The organism is Rhodospirillales bacterium, assembly GCA_016712595.1.
Lineage (GTDB): Bacteria > Pseudomonadota > Alphaproteobacteria > Rhodospirillales > Defluviicoccaceae > Defluviicoccus.
This window is the reverse complement of record JADJQT010000001.1, coordinates 1,764,795-1,781,620: the sequence shown is the minus strand read 5'-3', so window position 1 is coordinate 1,781,620 and position 16,826 is coordinate 1,764,795. Positions and strand designations below refer to the sequence as shown.

Annotated in this window: 11 protein-coding genes; 10 read left to right on the top strand and 1 reads right to left on the bottom strand. The window is 61.0% G+C overall.

Annotation, left to right across the window (positions count from 1 at the left end; genetic code table 11):
* Window positions 1-26 precede the first annotated feature (26 nt).
* The 4 genes from IPK66_08015 (at window position 27) to IPK66_08000 (ending at window position 6,411) form a co-directional block, all read left to right on the top strand.
* Entirely contained in the window at window positions 27-746 is a 720-nt protein-coding gene (locus IPK66_08015; protein MBK8175198.1) for an ATP-binding cassette domain-containing protein, read from the top strand.
* 72 nt (window positions 747-818) lie between these two features.
* A complete protein-coding gene (locus IPK66_08010) occupies window positions 819-1,862 on the top strand; it encodes an MCE family protein (protein MBK8175197.1) in 1,044 nt (347 codons plus the stop codon).
* A 238-nt stretch (window positions 1,863-2,100) separates the two neighbouring features.
* Window positions 2,101-3,258 carry an efflux RND transporter periplasmic adaptor subunit gene (locus tag IPK66_08005; protein ID MBK8175196.1) on the top strand — a complete coding sequence of 386 codons (1,158 nt, stop codon included), beginning with the start codon at window positions 2,101-2,103 and terminating at the stop codon, window positions 3,256-3,258.
* A gap of 3 nt (window positions 3,259-3,261) precedes the next feature.
* Entirely contained in the window at window positions 3,262-6,411 is a 3,150-nt protein-coding gene (locus IPK66_08000) for a multidrug efflux RND transporter permease subunit (GenBank protein MBK8175195.1), read from the top strand.
* 103 nt (window positions 6,412-6,514) lie between these two features.
* Here IPK66_08000 and IPK66_07995 read toward each other — a convergent pair whose 3' ends face one another.
* Window positions 6,515-6,718, bottom strand: coding sequence for a cold-shock protein (locus IPK66_07995; GenBank protein ID MBK8175194.1), 204 nt, complete (start codon window positions 6,716-6,718; stop codon window positions 6,515-6,517).
* A 396-nt stretch (window positions 6,719-7,114) separates the two neighbouring features.
* Between IPK66_07995 and IPK66_07990 the strand changes: the two genes are divergently transcribed.
* From IPK66_07990 to malQ, 6 genes are all read left to right on the top strand, one after another.
* Complete coding sequence (locus IPK66_07990; GenBank protein ID MBK8175193.1) at window positions 7,115-8,587, top strand: glycosyl hydrolase family 57; 1,473 nt, start codon at window positions 7,115-7,117, stop codon at window positions 8,585-8,587.
* A gap of 279 nt (window positions 8,588-8,866) precedes the next feature.
* Window positions 8,867-9,055, top strand: a complete 189-nt coding sequence (locus tag IPK66_07985; GenBank protein MBK8175192.1) for a hypothetical protein — start codon at window positions 8,867-8,869, stop codon at window positions 9,053-9,055.
* Window positions 9,056-9,343: 288 nt separating this feature from the next.
* Window positions 9,344-9,916, top strand: coding sequence for a DUF2934 domain-containing protein (locus IPK66_07980; GenBank protein ID MBK8175191.1), 573 nt, complete (start codon window positions 9,344-9,346; stop codon window positions 9,914-9,916).
* 180 nt (window positions 9,917-10,096) lie between these two features.
* Window positions 10,097-12,427: a 1,4-alpha-glucan branching protein GlgB gene (gene glgB / locus IPK66_07975; protein MBK8175190.1), complete on the top strand. Its 2,331-nt coding sequence runs from the start codon at window positions 10,097-10,099 to the stop codon at window positions 12,425-12,427.
* The gene (gene glgX, locus IPK66_07970; protein MBK8175189.1) at window positions 12,396-14,504 is read left to right on the top strand and encodes a glycogen debranching protein GlgX; all 2,109 of its coding nucleotides are present in this window, start codon (window positions 12,396-12,398) and stop codon (window positions 14,502-14,504) included. Before glgB ends, glgX begins: the two co-directional genes overlap by 32 nt.
* A gap of 36 nt (window positions 14,505-14,540) precedes the next feature.
* A complete protein-coding gene (gene malQ, locus IPK66_07965) occupies window positions 14,541-16,712 on the top strand; it encodes a 4-alpha-glucanotransferase (protein ID MBK8175188.1) in 2,172 nt (723 codons plus the stop codon).
* Window positions 16,713-16,826 lie beyond the last annotated feature (114 nt).

Genomic DNA, 16,826 nt, shown 5'->3' with positions numbered 1-16,826 from the left:
CGCCGATTGCCGTCGACGGCCTGACCATGGCCTTCGGATCGCGCATCTTGCAAAAGGATCTGACGTTTCACGTCAACCGCGGCGACATCTTCGTCATCATGGGCGGCAGCGGATGTGGCAAGAGCACGTTGCTGCGCCACTTGATCGGGTTAAAATCCCCCGCCGCCGGCACCATCTGCTACGCGGGCGAGAGCCTGTGGGATGCGCCGCCCGACCAGCAACGCCGTATCCTGCGCCGATGCGGCGTCCTGTTTCAAAATGGGGCGCTGTGGAGTTCGATGACGCTGGCGGAAAACGTCGCTTTGCCGCTGCGCGAATACACGCGACTTCCCGAGAACACGATTCGCGAGCTCGCTGCGCTGAAGCTGGCATTGGTCGGCCTTGCCGGGTTCGAGGACTATTATCCGTCGGAGATCAGCGGCGGCATGCAAAAGCGCGCCGGACTCGCCCGGGCAATTGCGCTCGATCCGGAAATTCTGTTTTTCGATGAGCCCTCGGCGGGCCTCGATCCGATCAGCTCAAGGCTGCTCGACGACCTCATCATCGAACTGCGCGACAGTATGGGCGCGACGATTGTCATCGTCTCGCACGAGTTGGCCAGCATCTTCACTATCGCCAACAACTCCGTGTTCCTCGATGCCGAAAGCAAAACTATGATCGGATCGGGAGATCCCAAGCTACTTCTCGCGCAGACACGAAATTCGACCGTAAAGCGGTTTCTCACCCGAGGCGAGCCCGATCAGTGAATGAACCGCGGTCTTGACCGAAAGACGCAAGGCACGACGCACGGATGAACGGCAAACAGATGGAGCGGACGAATGAGTAAACCTGCCGATCCAAAGATGATCGGCGCGTTCGTCCTCGGCGCCGTCGCGCTGATTGTCGCGGGGGTGCTGATCTTGGGTGGCGGCACGTTCTTCGCTCGCCAGACGCCAGCCGTCATGTTTTTCAAGGGGTCGGTTGCGGGACTTTCGGTCGGCTCGTCGGTCAATTTCCGCGGGGTAAAGGTCGGCCAGGTCACCCGGGTGTTCATCCGCTACGAACCCGACGGCACGAGCCCGCTGATCATCCCCGTCTTTGCCGAGCTCAGTACCGACAACATTCAACTCGTCGGCAACGGTGAAGAACGGGACCCGACTCACGAAGTGGTTCGCCGCGGCACCGACAATACGCTCCGCACGTTTGTCGAGCGCGGGCTGCGCGCCCAACTGGCACTGCCGAGTCTGGTTACCGGACAGGCGACGATCTCGCTCGATTTTTTCCCAACGATGCCGGCGGACTTCGACAACTCTTACCCTGATCGCATCGAGATCCCGACGGCACCGTCGACGCTTCAAGAAGTGCAGGCCACGGTGCAGCAGGTTATCGACAAGGTCTCTCAACTGCCGCTGGACGAACTCGTGGACGACGCCCGCAACATGCTCAAGGGTGCGAACCGGCTGGTGAACGATCCACAGATCGCCCAGGCGATCGCTAACGCTAACCTGACGATGGACGACCTTCGTGAAACAGCGCAAATCCTCGATGCGCGATTGGGCCCGCTCATCGCGAGCTTACATGAAACGTCGGCAACCGCAGGCGATACCCTGTCCGCCCTTCGTGGCATGGTTCCGCACGCCGAAACCTCGCTCGATCAGATTACCGCGACGATGAAAACGGCGCAGCAGAGTCTCACCGCTGCCGAGCAGGTGCTGACGTCGGCAAACGGCGTTATCGAACCCGGCTCGGCGGTGAACTTCGCCCTGTCAAACGCGCTCAAAGAAACGGCTGCGGCGGCGCGTTCGGTACGCGAACTGGTCGACCAGCTTCAGCGCGATCCCAATTCCCTGGTGTTCGGCCGACCGGCCGAAAGCAATAACTAAGGCGTGTGGCAAATCGTCCCACAAAGACCGCGCTCCGATCCAGCTCGCAGCGAAATACGCGCGGCACCAATTGACGCTGGGCGGCGACTGTCGTAAGAGCTTGTACGTGTGATCGGTTATTGCGCGTGAGCCGCTGACGAGGCGGGTTTCCCGGGGTAGCTTGGCGCCAGATTGGCTTGCCGGAGTTGCGCGCAGGTCAGATCTTTTCCGTCGAATTTATCGCACGGTTGTCCGAACAGTGACTGGTTTTGCATCCCTCCGGTATCCAGCCGGCGCCGTCCTGCTGACGCTCGCGCTGTTTTTGGCGTCGTGCGACAACAACCCTCCCAAGGCGCAACAGGCGATGCCGCCGCCCGCGGTGACGGTCACGGCGGTGGAACGGACGACGATCAACCCGCAAAGCGAATACATCGGCCAAACGGTGGCCGTTGATTCCGTTGATTTGCGAGCGCGCGTCGAGGCGTTCCTTGAACGGCGGACGTTCCGCGAGGGCGAGGATGTCAAACAGGGCGCGCTCCTCTTTGCTCTCGAGCATGATCCGTTCGCCGCCGCCGTCGACGCCGCCGCCGCCCGCGTCGCCGAGGCGGAAGCTGAAGTGGTGCGCACACGCCGTGACCTTGAACGCTCGAAGAAGCTTGCTAGTCAAGGAAACCTGAGCCTGCAGTCTCTCGACCGGGCGCAGTCCGACCAGCTTCAGGCGGAAGCGGCGCTTGATCGCAGTCGGGCGGAGCTTCGCCAAGCCCAGATCAACCTCGGCTACACGCAGATCGATGCTCCCTTCGACGGGCGGATCGGCCGGTCCATGTACAGCGTCGGGCAATGGGTCGGGCCGGACAGCGGCGTCCTCGCCCAACTCGTTAAGCTCGATCCAATCTACGTCGTTTTCAATGTCAGTGAACGCAGCTATCTCGATGGCCTCGCCAGCATCGAAAAGGCGCACGAGGCCGGCGTCGCGAAGCCGGTGTTTGTTCCCCGACTGCGTCTCGCCAACGGCAGCGAATATCCTCCCTCCGGGCGACTGGACTTCGTCGATAACCGGGTCGATCCGACGACCGGAACAATCGCCGTACGCGCGACATTTCCCAATCCCGATCACGTTCTGCTGCCGGGACTGTTCGTAACCGTCATCCTGGAGGAAAGCGCCGCCAAATCAGCCCTGCTGATCCCGCAAGCCTCGGTCCAGGAGGATCAGGGCGGACGGTTCGTCATTGTCGTCGGCGACGACAATAAGGCCGAGGTCCGGCGCATCCAGACCGGCGAACGCATCGGTGTGCGCTGGGAAGTGATCTCCGGCCTTGCCGAAGGAGAACGGATCGTTTCGGAAGGCCTTCAGAAGGTCCGCGCCGGCGCGACTGTCTCGCCGAGCGCCGCCACCCCGCCGTCGTCCGCGGGGTAAGGGATGCTCAGCGCGTTTTTCATCGACCGGCCAAAATTTGCTTTCGTTCTATCCATCGTTATCACCCTGGCCGGGTTGATCGCCCTAACCACCCTTCCGGTTGATCAATACCCCGACATCACGCCGCCGGTCGTTCAGGTTACCGCCAGCTATCCCGGCGCCAGCGCCCTCGTCGTTGAATCGACCGTGGCGGAACCGCTCGAACAGCAGATCAACGGCGTCGAAGGAATGATTTATATCGCTTCGACGAGCGGCAACGACGGCAGCCTGACAGTGCAGGTAACCTTCGAAGTCGGCACTGACCCGGACATCGCCCAGGTGAATGTCCAGAACCGGGTTGCGCTGGCCCAACCTCAGTTGCCGCAGGAGGTGGTTCGGCAGGGCCTTTCGGTGCGAAAGCAGTCGACCAATCTGCTCCTCGTCATCAACCTGACATCACCCAATGAAACACATGACAGCCTTTACCTCAGCAACTTCGCCTCGATCAATCTCGTCGATGCGCTTGCCCGTGTTCCCGGCGTCGGTCAGGTAACGATCTTCGGGGCACGCGACTACAGCATGCGCATGTGGCTTGACGTCGCCCGCATGGCGAGCCTCGGTATCACCACCAGCGATGTCGTGAACGCCGTTCGCGAGCAGAACGTTCAGGTCGCCCCCGGGCAGATCGGCGGCGCGCCGAGCGATCCGGATCAGCAATTTCAGTATACGATTCGCACGCTGGGCCGCCTCGTCGACATTGATGCCTTTCGCGACATCATTGTAAGAGCACGATCCGACGGCTCCAGCGTCAAGATTAAGGACATCGCACGCGTCGAACTCGGGGCGCGTAGCTACGCCTCGTTCGGTCTGCTCAACGGCAAACCCTCGGCGAACATCGGCATCTACCAGCTCCCCGGATCGAACGCGCTGGCGGTAGCGACGAGCGTCCAAAAGGAAGTGGACCGACTTTCGGCACGCTTCCCGCCCGACCTCAAGGCCAGCATCCTTTATGATACGACCCGCTTCGTCGACGAATCCATCAAGGAGGTGGCAAAGACGCTGGCGGAGGCGCTGCTTCTCGTCGTGCTCGTCGTCTTCGTTTTCCTACAGGACTGGCGTATGACGGTGATCCCGTCGATCGCCATCCCTGTCTCCCTGATCGGCACGTTCGCGGCCATGCAGGCGGTTGGCTTCAGCATCAACGTGATCACCCTGCTGGCCCTCGTTTTGTCGATCGGTATCGTCGTCGACGACGCGATCATCGTTGTCGAGAATGTTCAGCGGAAGCTCACCCTCGGCCTTTCACCCCGCGACGCCGCCGTGCAGGCGATGCGCGAAGTAACCAGCCCGATTATCGCAACGTCGCTCGTGTTGCTGGCGGTGTTCGTGCCAGTGGGATTCATCCCGGGCATCACCGGCAAGCTCTACCAGCAGTTCGCGCTGACCATCGCCGTCGCCGTGCTGATTTCAACGGTCAATGCCTTGACGCTGAGCCCGGCCCTTTGCGCCGCAGTGCTGCGCCCGCATGAGACGGCGCACGGTTGGTTCTTTCGCACCTTCAACCGCGGCTTCGACGCCGTTCTATCGCGCTATACACGCGCCGTTCGCGCTCTCGTTGCGCGCGTCGGCATCGTCGTGCTCGTCTTCGTCTGTCTCATCGGCACGACGGTCTTGGGTTTCGTGCGCCTCCCGCAAGCCTTTCTGCCGGTCGAAGACCAGGGCTATTTCTTCGTCAATCTCCAGCTTCCCGCGGCAGCATCGCTCCAGCGCACCTCCGCCGTGATGGCGGAGGTCGGCGACATCCTCCAGAAGACGCCCGGCATCCACAGTGTCGTCGCCGTCGGCGGTTTCAGTTTCCTGACAGGGACCACCGCTGCCAACAGTGGCGTGCTGTTCGCCGTCCTCGATCCGTGGTTCGAGCGCGATACCACAGCGCTCAAGGCCGAGAATATTGTCGCACGGACCCGTGGCCGGCTCTGGGGCATTCCTGAAGCAACCGTCATCGCCTTCAACCCGCCCTCGATCCGGGGCCTCGGTAGCACTGGCGGCTTTGACTTTCAGCTTCAGGACCCGCGTGGCGACAATCCTCAGGAACTGGCGGCGGCGCTGCGCGCGCTGCTGTTCCGCGCCAACCAGACGCCCGAGCTGCGCAACGTCTTCAGTACGTTTCAGGCGGACGTCCCGCAAATCTGGATCGACGTCGATCGCGAAAAGGCGAAGAAACAAGGTGTTCCGCTGGATGAGATATTTTCCACGCTCCAGACCCAGCTTGGCTCGTTTTATGTCAACGATTTTAATATGTTCGGGAGGACATACCGGGTTCTTCTCCAAGCGGATACGCAGTTTCGCGGTGATCCGGACGATATCTTGCAGCTCTACGTCCGAAATGAGCGCAACGAGATGGTCCCGTTGCGTACGCTCGTCGCGCTTTCGTCCATCTTGGGGCCGGAAAACGTTCGCCGCTACAACCTCGTCAGCGCGGCGCAGGTAAACGGCGAACCTGCGCCCGGCTACAGTTCGGGTGATGCAGTTGCGGCCATGGAGCGCCTGGCGGCGGAAGTCCTGCCGCCAGGGATGACCTACGAATGGTCTGGCGTAACGTTTCAGGAGATTCGCGCCGGCCAGAAGGCGCCCGTGTTGTTCGCCCTCGCGATTGTTTTCGCCTATCTTTTTCTTGTCGCGCAGTATGAGAGCTGGTCGATACCGCTGTCGGTGATGCTATGCGTGCCACTTGCGGCTGCGGGTGCCGTCGCCGGCCTGCTCATCGCCCACATTAATAACGACATTTATGCTCAAATCGGCATGGTGCTGCTGATCGGTCTCGCGGCGAAGAACGCGATTCTCATCGTCGAATTCGCGCGAACCACCCATGCCAAGGGCGGATCCTTGCGCGAAGCCGCGGTAACCGCAGCGACGCTTCGTTTTCGGGCGATCATGATGACCGCCTTTTCATTCATCCTTGGCGTTATTCCGCTGTTGTTTGCCAGCGGCGCCGGCGCTGCCAGTCGCCAGTCACTTGGAACAACGGTGTTCGCAGGACTTCTGGCGGCGACATCGGTCGGCACGCTCCTCGTGCCGGCATTCTACGTGGGAATTCAGGGCGCGGTGGAACGCTGGACGCGAAGAGCGAGCCGGACCTCGAGCGACCACACCCAGGGTCCCTCCCACGGCTGACGCTGATCAGAAGGGGGTAGAGAAGACGTCGGCTCGGCGGTCCGCAGCAGAGGCGAGCACGGCGGGGTCGTCCGCAAGGCGCCCCCACCGCGACCGACTGTCTTCAGGCGGCCTGCAGATTGACCGCCTTGGGGCCACGCGGATCACGCTGCACTTCGAAGCGAACGCGCTGGCCTTCGGAAAGGTATCCGAGGCCGGAGCGTTCGACCGCAGTGACATGAACGAAGACATCTTTTGAGCCGTCGTCCGGCGAGATAAAACCAAAGCCTCGCGTGGTGTTGAAAAATTTTACGGTACCTGTCTGCATTTAGAGATAGTCCTGATAGTTGAGAGTCCGCGACAGCAATGCGCTGTTGCGGCGTGAACGACCGTTGCATGTCCGGGAGGAGGGCCGATCGGAGGCCTCGCATGAGGAGGCAATCCGCCGTATCGCGTGAGCAGCCGACACTGGTCAGGTATGGCAGAGGCCATATTTCGAAGCAAGGTCTTCCCGGCCGCGCATCATCGTGCCGCGGGATTGTTTGCTGTCGCCCCCCGCGAGGCTCACCCGTTGCTTTATCGGCTTGCGCCGTCCGAGCAGGCTTGCTTCAATCAATGCGATTTAATGGCAACCTCGCGGGTACGCTCGACGGCGCCGGAAGACGAGGACGACCGCATTTTCTCACATCCAACAAACGCTCTTACTGATGGGGACTCGTTCGCGATGACCACGACGCTTCCGGAATATGCCGACGGACTTCCAACAATTGCAGGGTACGAACAGGACCTGGACAAGGCCATCGCCGCGGCCGCCGGGACCGAAGTGTTCCGCCCCGAGAACAAGATCGATTTCGGTCGGATTAAAGCGGCGTGCGCGATCGCCCTGCATCAACACCAGCCCTTGATTCCCGCAGGCGGCGGTGATCTGAGGACGGCTGAGATTATCAGTAATCTCAAATACATGATGGATAACCAGGGGATTGGCGACAACCACAATGCCCCGGTATTCGTCTGGTGCTACAAGCGGATCGGCGAGTTCGTCCCGCAGTTGATCAGCGAAGGCAAGGAGCCGCGGGTGATGCTGGAATACTCCGGCACACTGTTCCACGGGATGCGCCAGATGGGTCTGCACGACGTCATCGACGCACTGAAGAACGCGACATGCAATCCCGCCTTTCGCCGTGGTGTCGAATGGCTTGGTTGCCCGTGGGGCCATGCGGTTGCGCCATCAACCCCCGTGCAGGACTACAAACTGCACGTCAAGGCATGGCAACAGCATTTCGCCGGTATCTTCGGGATGGAGGCCCTACAGCGCGTGCGCGGCTTCTCGCCCTCGGAGATGGCGTTGCCGAACCATCCGGACGTCGCCTACGAGTTCGTCAAGACGCTGCGTGACTGCGGCTACACCTGGGTTCTCGTCCAGGAGCACACGGTCGAGCAGCCGGCGACCGGTCATGGGCCCGAGCAGAAACACCTCCCCCACCTGCTTCGGTGCACGAATTCCGAAGGGGAGACCGCCGAGATCATTACGCTGATCAAGACCCAGGGCTCGGACACGAAGCTCGTCGCCCAGATGCAACCGTTCTACGAAGCGAAAAGTCTGTCGCGCTGGGAACTGGCGGGTAAGAGCGTGCCGCCGCTGGTAACCCAGATCGCCGACGGCGAGAACGGCGGGGTGATGATGAACGAGTTCCCGGGCAAGTTCTTCGACGCCGTACGAGAATCCTCGGGATCCGATACACCGATGATGAACGGCACCGAATACCTCGAATACCTCTTCGCCCTCGGCATCAGCGAAAAGGACCTGCCGGTTATCCAGCCCATCCACCAAAAGAAGATCTGGGACAAGATCAAACCCGGTGCCGGCACGGAAAAGCTGGCCGCCGCGATCGAAGACTGTAAGAAGGAAGACCACCGCTTTCACATGGAAGGCGGAAGCTGGACAAACAACATCTCCTGGGTGCACGGGTATGACAGCTTGCTCGGCCCAATGGAGCAGATGAGCGCTCACTTCAACGAAAAGGTGCTTACCCGCAAGGGCCTGAAGACGGACGAGCCGCGCTTCCGTAACGCGCTGTTTCACCTGATGTCTGCGGAAACAAGCTGCTACCGTTATTGGGGTCAGGGGGTCTGGGTCGGCTACGGCAAGGAAATCTGCCGGCGTGCAGACGAAATTATCGGTAACGACTACGACTGATCCGTTTGCAAAACCGTTTGCGGGAGTGAAACACATGGCACTGTCTCCCGCCGGCGTCCCCACTGGAACCTTCTGTCAGAGCAGGCGTTTTCAAATTCGTTCCGCTGCCCCGGTCCGGAGGTAACCTCCGTGGCCGGGACCTTGGAATGCGGCCCGCGGCAACCGCGCCAGTTCGATGCCGGTCGGCCGAGCGTCGATCGGACCGCGCTGGATGTTGCTGCGGCAATCGGCCGCAGCTTTCGTCAAAACGTTGGCTCATAACTCGGACAGGGTATTCTCATGTCGCTCATAAGTGTCGTGGTCGTTCTGATCGTTGTTGGAGTCGTCCTCTGGCTGATCAATACGTACGTGCCGATGGACGGCAAGATTAAATCCATTCTCAACGTCGTCGTCGTCATCGCCGTGGTGCTCTGGCTGCTCCAGGGGTTCGGTGTGCTTGGCTCGCTCGACACGGTACGGGTAAACTGACGATTGCGAACGGGTGAGGGCGGCAGAAAACCGGTGAGCGCCGGACCATTCGATGTCGCGGGTAACCGCGCCCAACGCAGGAAGTCAGGTGATCGGTTCGTCCCGGTGGAGTGTCGCGGATAGAGGACTTATGAACTTGGGATAAGCATCCCCGCCCAGCATCGGCATCACCGTGGACGCGAGATCCGGGCGTCGCAGATCAACCCACCGATCAAACCGTAGCGCTGGCATCGCTGCCGGTTTCGAGTAAACTCGCTTTTGCGTCCATACCTCTGGGGGAAGCACCAAATGTCGAACGACACCCAAAGCTCCACCGAACAACGCGCCCGCGAGATATGGGAGCGCGAGGGCAGGCCTGAGGGGCGTCAGGAAGCCCATTGGCAAATGGCCGAGGAGGAGCTCGCCCGAGAGGCTGCCGAGCATGCCGCTCGAGCCGCCGAAGAGGCTGAGGCGAAGCGCCGGGCCGACAAGGAAGCCGCGGCAGCCGCGCAGAAGGCCGAGGCCGAAGCCGCAGCCAAAAAGCAGGCTGACGAAGAGGCTGCCGCCCGACGCGAGGCGGAAGCAGCCGCGGCAGCGAAGCAGAAGGCCGAAGACGACGCGGCCGAAGCCGCGCGAAAGGCGGAGGCTGCAGCCGAAGCCGCACGGAAGGCCGAAGACGCCGCAGCCAAGAAAGCGGCGGAACAGCAAACAGCCGCCAAGAAACCCGCGGCTGCGTCGACGAAATCAGCGACCGCTCCAAAACCGGCGGCAGCGCCCAAAGCGGCCGCGGACAAGGCCGCTGTCTCCACGGGCGCGAAAAAAACCGCGCCGAAAAAGGCGAGTACAGAAACGAAAAAGGCGCCGGCCAAAAAGAAAGGGTGAGTGCGCCCTCGCAACGTGCGAGAAGTCTTCTGCTCGACGATGGCTCCGTGGTTTTCGCGGCCAGGTTTCGTCGGGCTTCTCCGTTGAGGGGGTTCAAGTCGGGCCGGCGCGTGCGGTTCAGGCCACTGAACAGCCGATCGACATAACCAACATGGCAAATGCCACGGGACGGGTCAGACCATGACGAAAGAAAAGACGGAAGCCGAAATCGACCGCATCCTCTATGCCGATCACAACGATCCGTTTTCGTTCCTTGGCATGCACGTCGAGCAGAGCGCGGGGGCGCCGCAACTTGTCGTCCGCGTATTCCTGCCGCAGGCTCGCAAGGTGGGTGTCGTCGAGTACGCCACCGGCAAGGTCGTCGCCGACCTGCCGCAGGTCCGCGAGCAGGGATTTTTCCTCGGCCCGATCAAGGGTCAAAAGACACCATTCAAATACCGGTTGCGGATCCTGCCCTACGGCAGTGAAGACACTTACGACATCGAGGACCCCTATCGATTCCCGCCTGTCCTGGGCGAACTCGACCTACACCTTTTGGTCGAAGGTACGCACCTTCGGGTCTTCGAGAAACTGGGCTCGCATACCAAGACAATCGACGGTGTCGATGGCACCGCGTTTGCGGTGTGGGCGCCGAACGCTCTCAAGGTCAGCGTCGTCGGTGACTTCAACGGTTGGGATGGCCGCCGCCACCCGATGCGCTGCCGCTATGAATGCGGTGTGTGGGAATTGTTTATTCCCGGCGTCGGTCCCGGCAGCATCTACAAGTACGAACTCAAGGATCGCTTTGGGAACCGCCTTGCCGAAAAGGCCGATCCGTTCGCCGCCGAAGCGGAGAAGCCTCCGCGCACCGGTTCCGTCGTGCCCGACCCGCTAGCGCATGACTGGCAGGATAGCGAATGGATGCGCAGCCGCGCACACCACAACGACCGCGACGCGCCGGTGTCAATCTACGAGGTCCACATCGGATCGTGGAAACGCAAGCCGGAAGAGGACAACCGCTACCTCACTTACCGGGAACTCGCCGACGACCTCGTGCCGTACGTCAAAGACCTGGGCTTTACCCATATCGAATTAATGCCGGTGCACGAATATCCCTTCGATGGGTCCTGGGGATACCAGCCGGTCGGGCTTTTCGCGCCGAGCAGCCGCTACGGCACCCCGAACGACCTTAAGTACTTCATCGATACGTGCCACAAGGAAGGATTGGGTGTGCTGGTCGACTGGGTTGCCGGCCACTTCCCCACCGATCCCCATGGTCTCGTCTACTTCGACGGAACTCATCTCTACGAACATTCCGATCCGCGCAAGGGCAAGCACATGGATTGGGATACGCTGATCTATAATTATGGTCGGCGTGAGGTGAGTAACTTCCTTTTGTCGAACGCGCTTTATTGGATGGAGGAATTCCACGTCGACGGGTTGCGCGTCGATGCCGTCGCTTCGATGCTCTATCTCGACTACAGCCGCAAAGAGGGGCAATGGATCCCCAACATGTTCGGCGGCCGCGAAAACCTCGAGGCGATCGACTTCATCAAGCGGATGAACGAACTCGTCTATGGCCATCACCAGGGGGTGATGACGGTGGCCGAGGAATCGACGTCATGGCCGATGGTTTCGCGGCCGACGTATCTCGGCGGACTCGGCTTCGGCTACAAATGGAACATGGGGTGGATGAACGACACCCTTCGCTATATGTGCAAGGAGCCCATCCATCGCCGTTACCACCACAACCTGCTCACCTTCGGCCTTCTTTACGCGTTTACCGAAAACTTCATTCTGCCGATTTCCCACGATGAGGTTGTCCACGGCAAAGGCTCGCTGCTGAGCAAGATGCCCGGTGACTCGTGGCAGAAGTTCGCCAATCTGCGCACGTATCTGGCCTTCATGTGGACGATGTCGGGCAAGAAGCTGTTGTTTATGGGCTGCGAGTTCGGCCAGGGGGAAGAGTGGAATCACAATAAGAGTCTTGATTGGCATCTGCTTGAATACCCCCTTCAGCATGGCGTGCAGACACTTGTTCGCGATCTGAATCGATTGTATTGCTCCAATCCGTCGCTATACCAGACGGATTGTTTCTCTGAAGGCTTCCAATGGATCGACTGCCACGACAGCGATAACAGCATCATTTCCTATGTCCGCCTGGCGAAGAACCAGGAGGACCTGCTCGTCATTGTCTGTAACTTTACCCCTGTCGTCCGCAAAGACTACCGACTCGGCGTGCCGGAAGGCGGAGCATATGCCGAGGTCTTGAACACCGACGCTGGATGCTACGCGGGAAGCGGCGTTGGTAACGCCGGACAGGTCGAGGCCGAACATCGCGAAGCACACGGTCGTCCGTTTTCTCTGGTTCTTGACCTTCCGCCGCTGGGAACATTGGTGTTCAAGCCGATGAGGCCTATCACGCCGATCATCGCAACGACGGAATCCGAAGAAACGCAAACAGAAGAACCCAACTTAATTCAGGGAGAGGTAAGCGCTCATGACGACACAGCGACGGATTCAACCCGGTAGTCCGTCGCCTCTTGGCGCGACCTGGGACGGTCGCGGCATTAACTTCGCTCTGTTCTCGGAAAACGCCGAGAAGGTTGAGTTATGCCTATTCGACAGTAGCGGTAAACGCGAGGTCGAACGGATTGTCCTGCCGGAATACACCAATCAGATCTGGCACGGCTATGTCGCCGGCGTTCAGCCCGGTCAGCTTTACGGCTACCGGGTGCACGGACCGTACGATCCGCGCAACGGCCACCGGTTCAATCCGCATAAGCTGCTGATTGACCCCTATGCGACCGTCATCGAAGGTCCGATTGCGCTGAGCGACGTCCACTTCGGTTATCGTCGCGACAGCGCACGCGGCGACGTGACGCTCGACAAGCGGGACAGCGCCCGCAGCGTGCCGAAATGCCGAGTCACCGAAAGCGGCTTTACCTGGGGCACCGAGCGGTTGCCGAACGTGCCCTGGTCGCAATCGGTCATCTATGAACTGCACGTCAAGGGATTTACCCAACTTCACCCGGACGTGCCCGAGAAGCAACGCGGAACGTTTGCCGGCCTCGGCTCACCCGCCGTGATCGACTATTTGGTCAAGCTGGGTGTTACCGCCGTCGAATTGCTGCCGATCCATACGATCATTGACGAACAGCACTTGGTTACCCGTGGTCTCAGGAACTATTGGGGCTACAGTTCGATCAATTTTTTTGCCGCCGACGATCGCTTTATCGGCAGTGACCGGCTGCGTGAATTCCGTACTATGGTGGCCAACCTGCACGCCGCCGGGATCGAAGTGTTGCTCGATGTCGTCTACAACCACACTGGCGAAGGCAACGAATTCGGCCCGACATTGTCGTTCCGCGGCATCGATAATGCGTCTTACTACTGCCTTGAGCCGGACAAGCGTCGATATTCCGATTTCACCGGATGCGGCAATTCGCTCAACCTGCGGCATCCGCGCGTGCTGCAGATGGTCATGGACAGCCTGCGCTTCTGGGTCCAGGAAATGCACGTCGACGGCTTCCGCTTCGACCTTGCCACGACCCTCGCCCGCGAAGCGCACGGGTACGACGACGGCTCGGGCTTCCTCGACGCTGTCACCCAGGATCCGATCCTCTCGCGCGTCAAGATGATCGCCGAACCGTGGGACATCGGTCTTGGTGGGTATCAGGTGGGCAACTTCCCGCCGGGCTGGGCAGAGTGGAACGATCGCTTCCGCGATACCACGCGACGCTTCTGGCGCGGCGATCCGGGCGTGATCGGTGAACTCGCCGCCCGCCTGACAGGATCATCCGATATCTTCCAGCGACGCGGTCGCCGCCCGTGGTCGAGCATCAATTTCGTAACCGCCCACGACGGCTTCACCCTGAACGATCTCGTCTCCTATAATCAGAAGCACAACGAGGGCAACGGCGAGAACAACCGCGACGGTACAGACAACAACGTTAGTTGGAACTGTGGCGTCGAGGGAAAAACCGCTGACCCCGCCATCCGCGCCCTGCGGCTTCAGCAGATGCGCAATTTCCTTGCAACGTTACTGTTGTCGCAAGGCACCCCGATGATGACAGCTGGGGACGAATTCGCCCGCTCCCAGGATGGCAACAACAACGCCTACTGCCAGGACAGCGAGATCAGCTGGATTAACTGGAGGGGCCATTCGCCCGAGGAAGAAGCGATCACCGGGTTCGTGCGCACGCTGTTGGCACTGCGCCGCAAACACCCCGTGTTTCGGCGCAGCAAGTTTCTGACCGGTAAGCCCGTGGGCGACTTCGGCCTGAAAGATGTTACTTGGCTCGCTCCTGAAGGGCGCGAGCTCACTCAGACCGACTGGACGAATCCGGCCGCGCGCTGCCTTGGCGCGTTGATCTTTGCCGCCAAGCAACCAACGACGACCAGTGTCGACAATGATCTGTTCGTCCTGTTGATGAGCACGCTTCCCAACGAGATTCCCTTCGTTCTGCCGGAAGGCAAGCTTTGTTCACAATGGCAGCTCGTCTTTGACACGGCACAGCCGGGGCTGAGCGCGCCAAGCGCCGTCTTCACGCCCGGAAGCAGTTATTCGGTTTCCTCACGTTCGTTCGTCCTGTTGCACGGCGCCTGAGCGGCCGCGGCGGAGGACGGAAAGGGTTTTCGAACAATGACCAATGAAGCGAACCTCGGACGGCTCGTGCATCTTGCCGGGGTCGAAACAGACTATTGGGATATCTGGGGCAATCACCATCTAGTCGGGGAGGACGCCCAGCGCAGCATTCTCGCCGCCCTCGGCTTTCCCGCGCAAACCCGCCAGGAAACCGCCCAGTCCATCCAATGGCTCGAGGAACGTGAATGGCGGCGGCCGCTACCGCCCGTGCTCGTCGCCCGGGTCGGCGAAGCGATCTCAATTCCGTTATCGCTGCCGGCGGCGCGGGCAGAATGGCCGGTTGCCCTTGAAATCATCGACGAGAGCGGAGCGCAATACGAACTGATTGTCCGCCCCGGCGAGCAACGGGCGGTCGACCGACGCCTGATCGATGGCGGCGAGGTCCTGCGCTACGCCGTTCCCCTCAAACAGACTCTGCCGCTCGGCTATCATACGGTTCGCATCGCCGGACAGCCGACGCAGCAGCTGCGCCTGATCATTGCCCCGAACAAGTGCTACCTGCCGGAACCAATCGCTGACGGCGGTGTCACCTGGGGAATTTCTGCGCAACTTTATACATTGCAACGTGCTGAGAACTGGGGGATCGGTGACTTCACCGATCTTTACCAACTGATCGACACGGCCGCCGATCTTGGCGCTGCCGTCGTCGGACTCAACCCCTTGCACATCTTGTTTCTTGCCCACCCGGAGGATGCCAGCCCCTATTCGCCCAGTAGCCGCCTCTTCCTCAATCCGCTCTATATCGACGTTGAAGCCGTTCCCGGATATGCGTCCTGCGCCGAGGCACACGCCGCCGTGTCGGCTGCGGCGGAAGAGCTCGCCGCGCTTCGTGAGCGCCAGGACGTCGCCTATCGCCGGATCAAGGCCCTGAAGATCGCGGTTCTCGAAGCGACCTACCGGCACCTGCGCCAAGCGGATAAGGCCACCGCGGCCAAGCTTTGCGTCGACGAGTTCGAGGCCTTTTGCGCCGAGCAAGGGCGGGCGCTTCGTCTTTATGCGCTGTTCGAAGCCCTCTCGGAAGCCTTCGACGGCACTCCGTGGCATAGCTGGCCGAAGGCATACCAGAGCGCGGATACCTCGGAGGTCGCCGAGTTCGCCCGTACGCACGAAGAGCGAATTGGTTTTTTCGAATATTTGCAGTGGCTGGCCGACCGCCAGCTCGAACACGCGAGCAAGCGCGCGTTGACTCGCGGACTCACCGTCGGGATTTACCGCGATCTCGCCGTCGGAGCGTCACGCGATGGCGCCGATGCCTGGTCGGACCAGCAGGTGATCGTTCAGGGCGCGAAAGTCGGCTGCCCACCCGATCCGTTCAACATGCTCGGCCAGGATTGGGGAATCCCGCCGCTGCATCCGTTCGCCATGCGTGACGCAGGCTACGCGCCGTTCATCGCCATGCTGCGTGCCAACATGCGCCATGCCGGTGGCTTGCGGATCGACCACGTCATGGGCCTGATGCATCTGTTCTGGATTCCAGCGGACGGAACACCCGCAGGCGGCGCCTACGTGAAATATTTCTTTGAAGAGATGCTGGCGGTTCTCGCGCTTGAGAGTCAGCGCAACCGCTGCCTCGTCGTTGGTGAAGATCTTGGCACGGTGCCCGAAGGTTTTCGCGAGCGCATGGCCGAGGCAAACGTGCTCTCCTATCGCGTGCTTTACTTCGAGAAGGACGGCGATCGCTTCAAGCAGCCATGCGAATATCCCGGTCTCGCGCTCGCCTGCGTTTCCACGCATGATCTGGCCACGATCACTGGCTTCTGGGCAGGAGCCGACGTCGAACTCAAGGCGCGCCTTTCGCTTTATCCTTCCGATGACGCGCGGCGCGGTGACGCGGGCGGGCGGCGCTGGGACAAGACGCTACTGCTGCGGGCCCTGGCCAGCCAGAGTTTGCTGCCCAACGGCATCGATCCGGAAAATCCGGACGGATCGTCGATGACGCCCACATTGATAGCCGCCCTGCACGCCTATCTGGCGCGTTCGCCCGCCCGCATCCTGCTCGTTCAGATCGACGACCTCATGGAAGAAATTGAGCAGGTTAACCTGCCCGGAACGGTCGACGAGCGTCCAAACTGGCGTCGCCGCCTCTCGCATCCGTCGAACGCGCTGGCGACGATGCCCGTCGTCCAGGCCCTTCGCCCCGCGCTTGCGGAGCGCACCGCCTCGGCATAGGGCGCGCTCCGGGCGGCGCGGCGCCATCGGAATGACGTGCTGGGCCTTCGAAGCACAGCACACGAGTGGACTGGGTGCGGCCGGAACGCTTTGGCGGCGTGTCATGTTTCGGCG

What these genes read in the sequence shown, in the direction of transcription:
- IPK66_08015 (MBK8175198.1), top strand. Translation starts at nt 27, where the DNA reads ATGGCCTTCGGATCGCGCATCTTGCAAAAGGATCTGACGTTTCACGTC.
- IPK66_07985 (MBK8175192.1), top strand. Translation starts at nt 8,867, where the DNA reads ATGTCGCTCATAAGTGTCGTGGTCGTTCTGATCGTTGTTGGAGTCGTC.
- IPK66_07980 (MBK8175191.1), top strand. Translation starts at nt 9,344, where the DNA reads ATGTCGAACGACACCCAAAGCTCCACCGAACAACGCGCCCGCGAGATA.
- IPK66_07990 (MBK8175193.1), top strand. Translation starts at nt 7,115, where the DNA reads ATGACCACGACGCTTCCGGAATATGCCGACGGACTTCCAACAATTGCA.
- IPK66_08010 (MBK8175197.1), top strand. Translation starts at nt 819, where the DNA reads ATGAGTAAACCTGCCGATCCAAAGATGATCGGCGCGTTCGTCCTCGGC.
- glgX (MBK8175189.1), top strand. Translation starts at nt 12,396, where the DNA reads ATGACGACACAGCGACGGATTCAACCCGGTAGTCCGTCGCCTCTTGGC.
- glgB (MBK8175190.1), top strand. Translation starts at nt 10,097, where the DNA reads ATGACGAAAGAAAAGACGGAAGCCGAAATCGACCGCATCCTCTATGCC.
- IPK66_07995 (MBK8175194.1), bottom strand. Translation starts at nt 6,718, where the DNA reads ATGCAGACAGGTACCGTAAAATTTTTCAACACCACGCGAGGCTTTGGT.
- IPK66_08000 (MBK8175195.1), top strand. Translation starts at nt 3,262, where the DNA reads ATGCTCAGCGCGTTTTTCATCGACCGGCCAAAATTTGCTTTCGTTCTA.
- malQ (MBK8175188.1), top strand. Translation starts at nt 14,541, where the DNA reads ATGACCAATGAAGCGAACCTCGGACGGCTCGTGCATCTTGCCGGGGTC.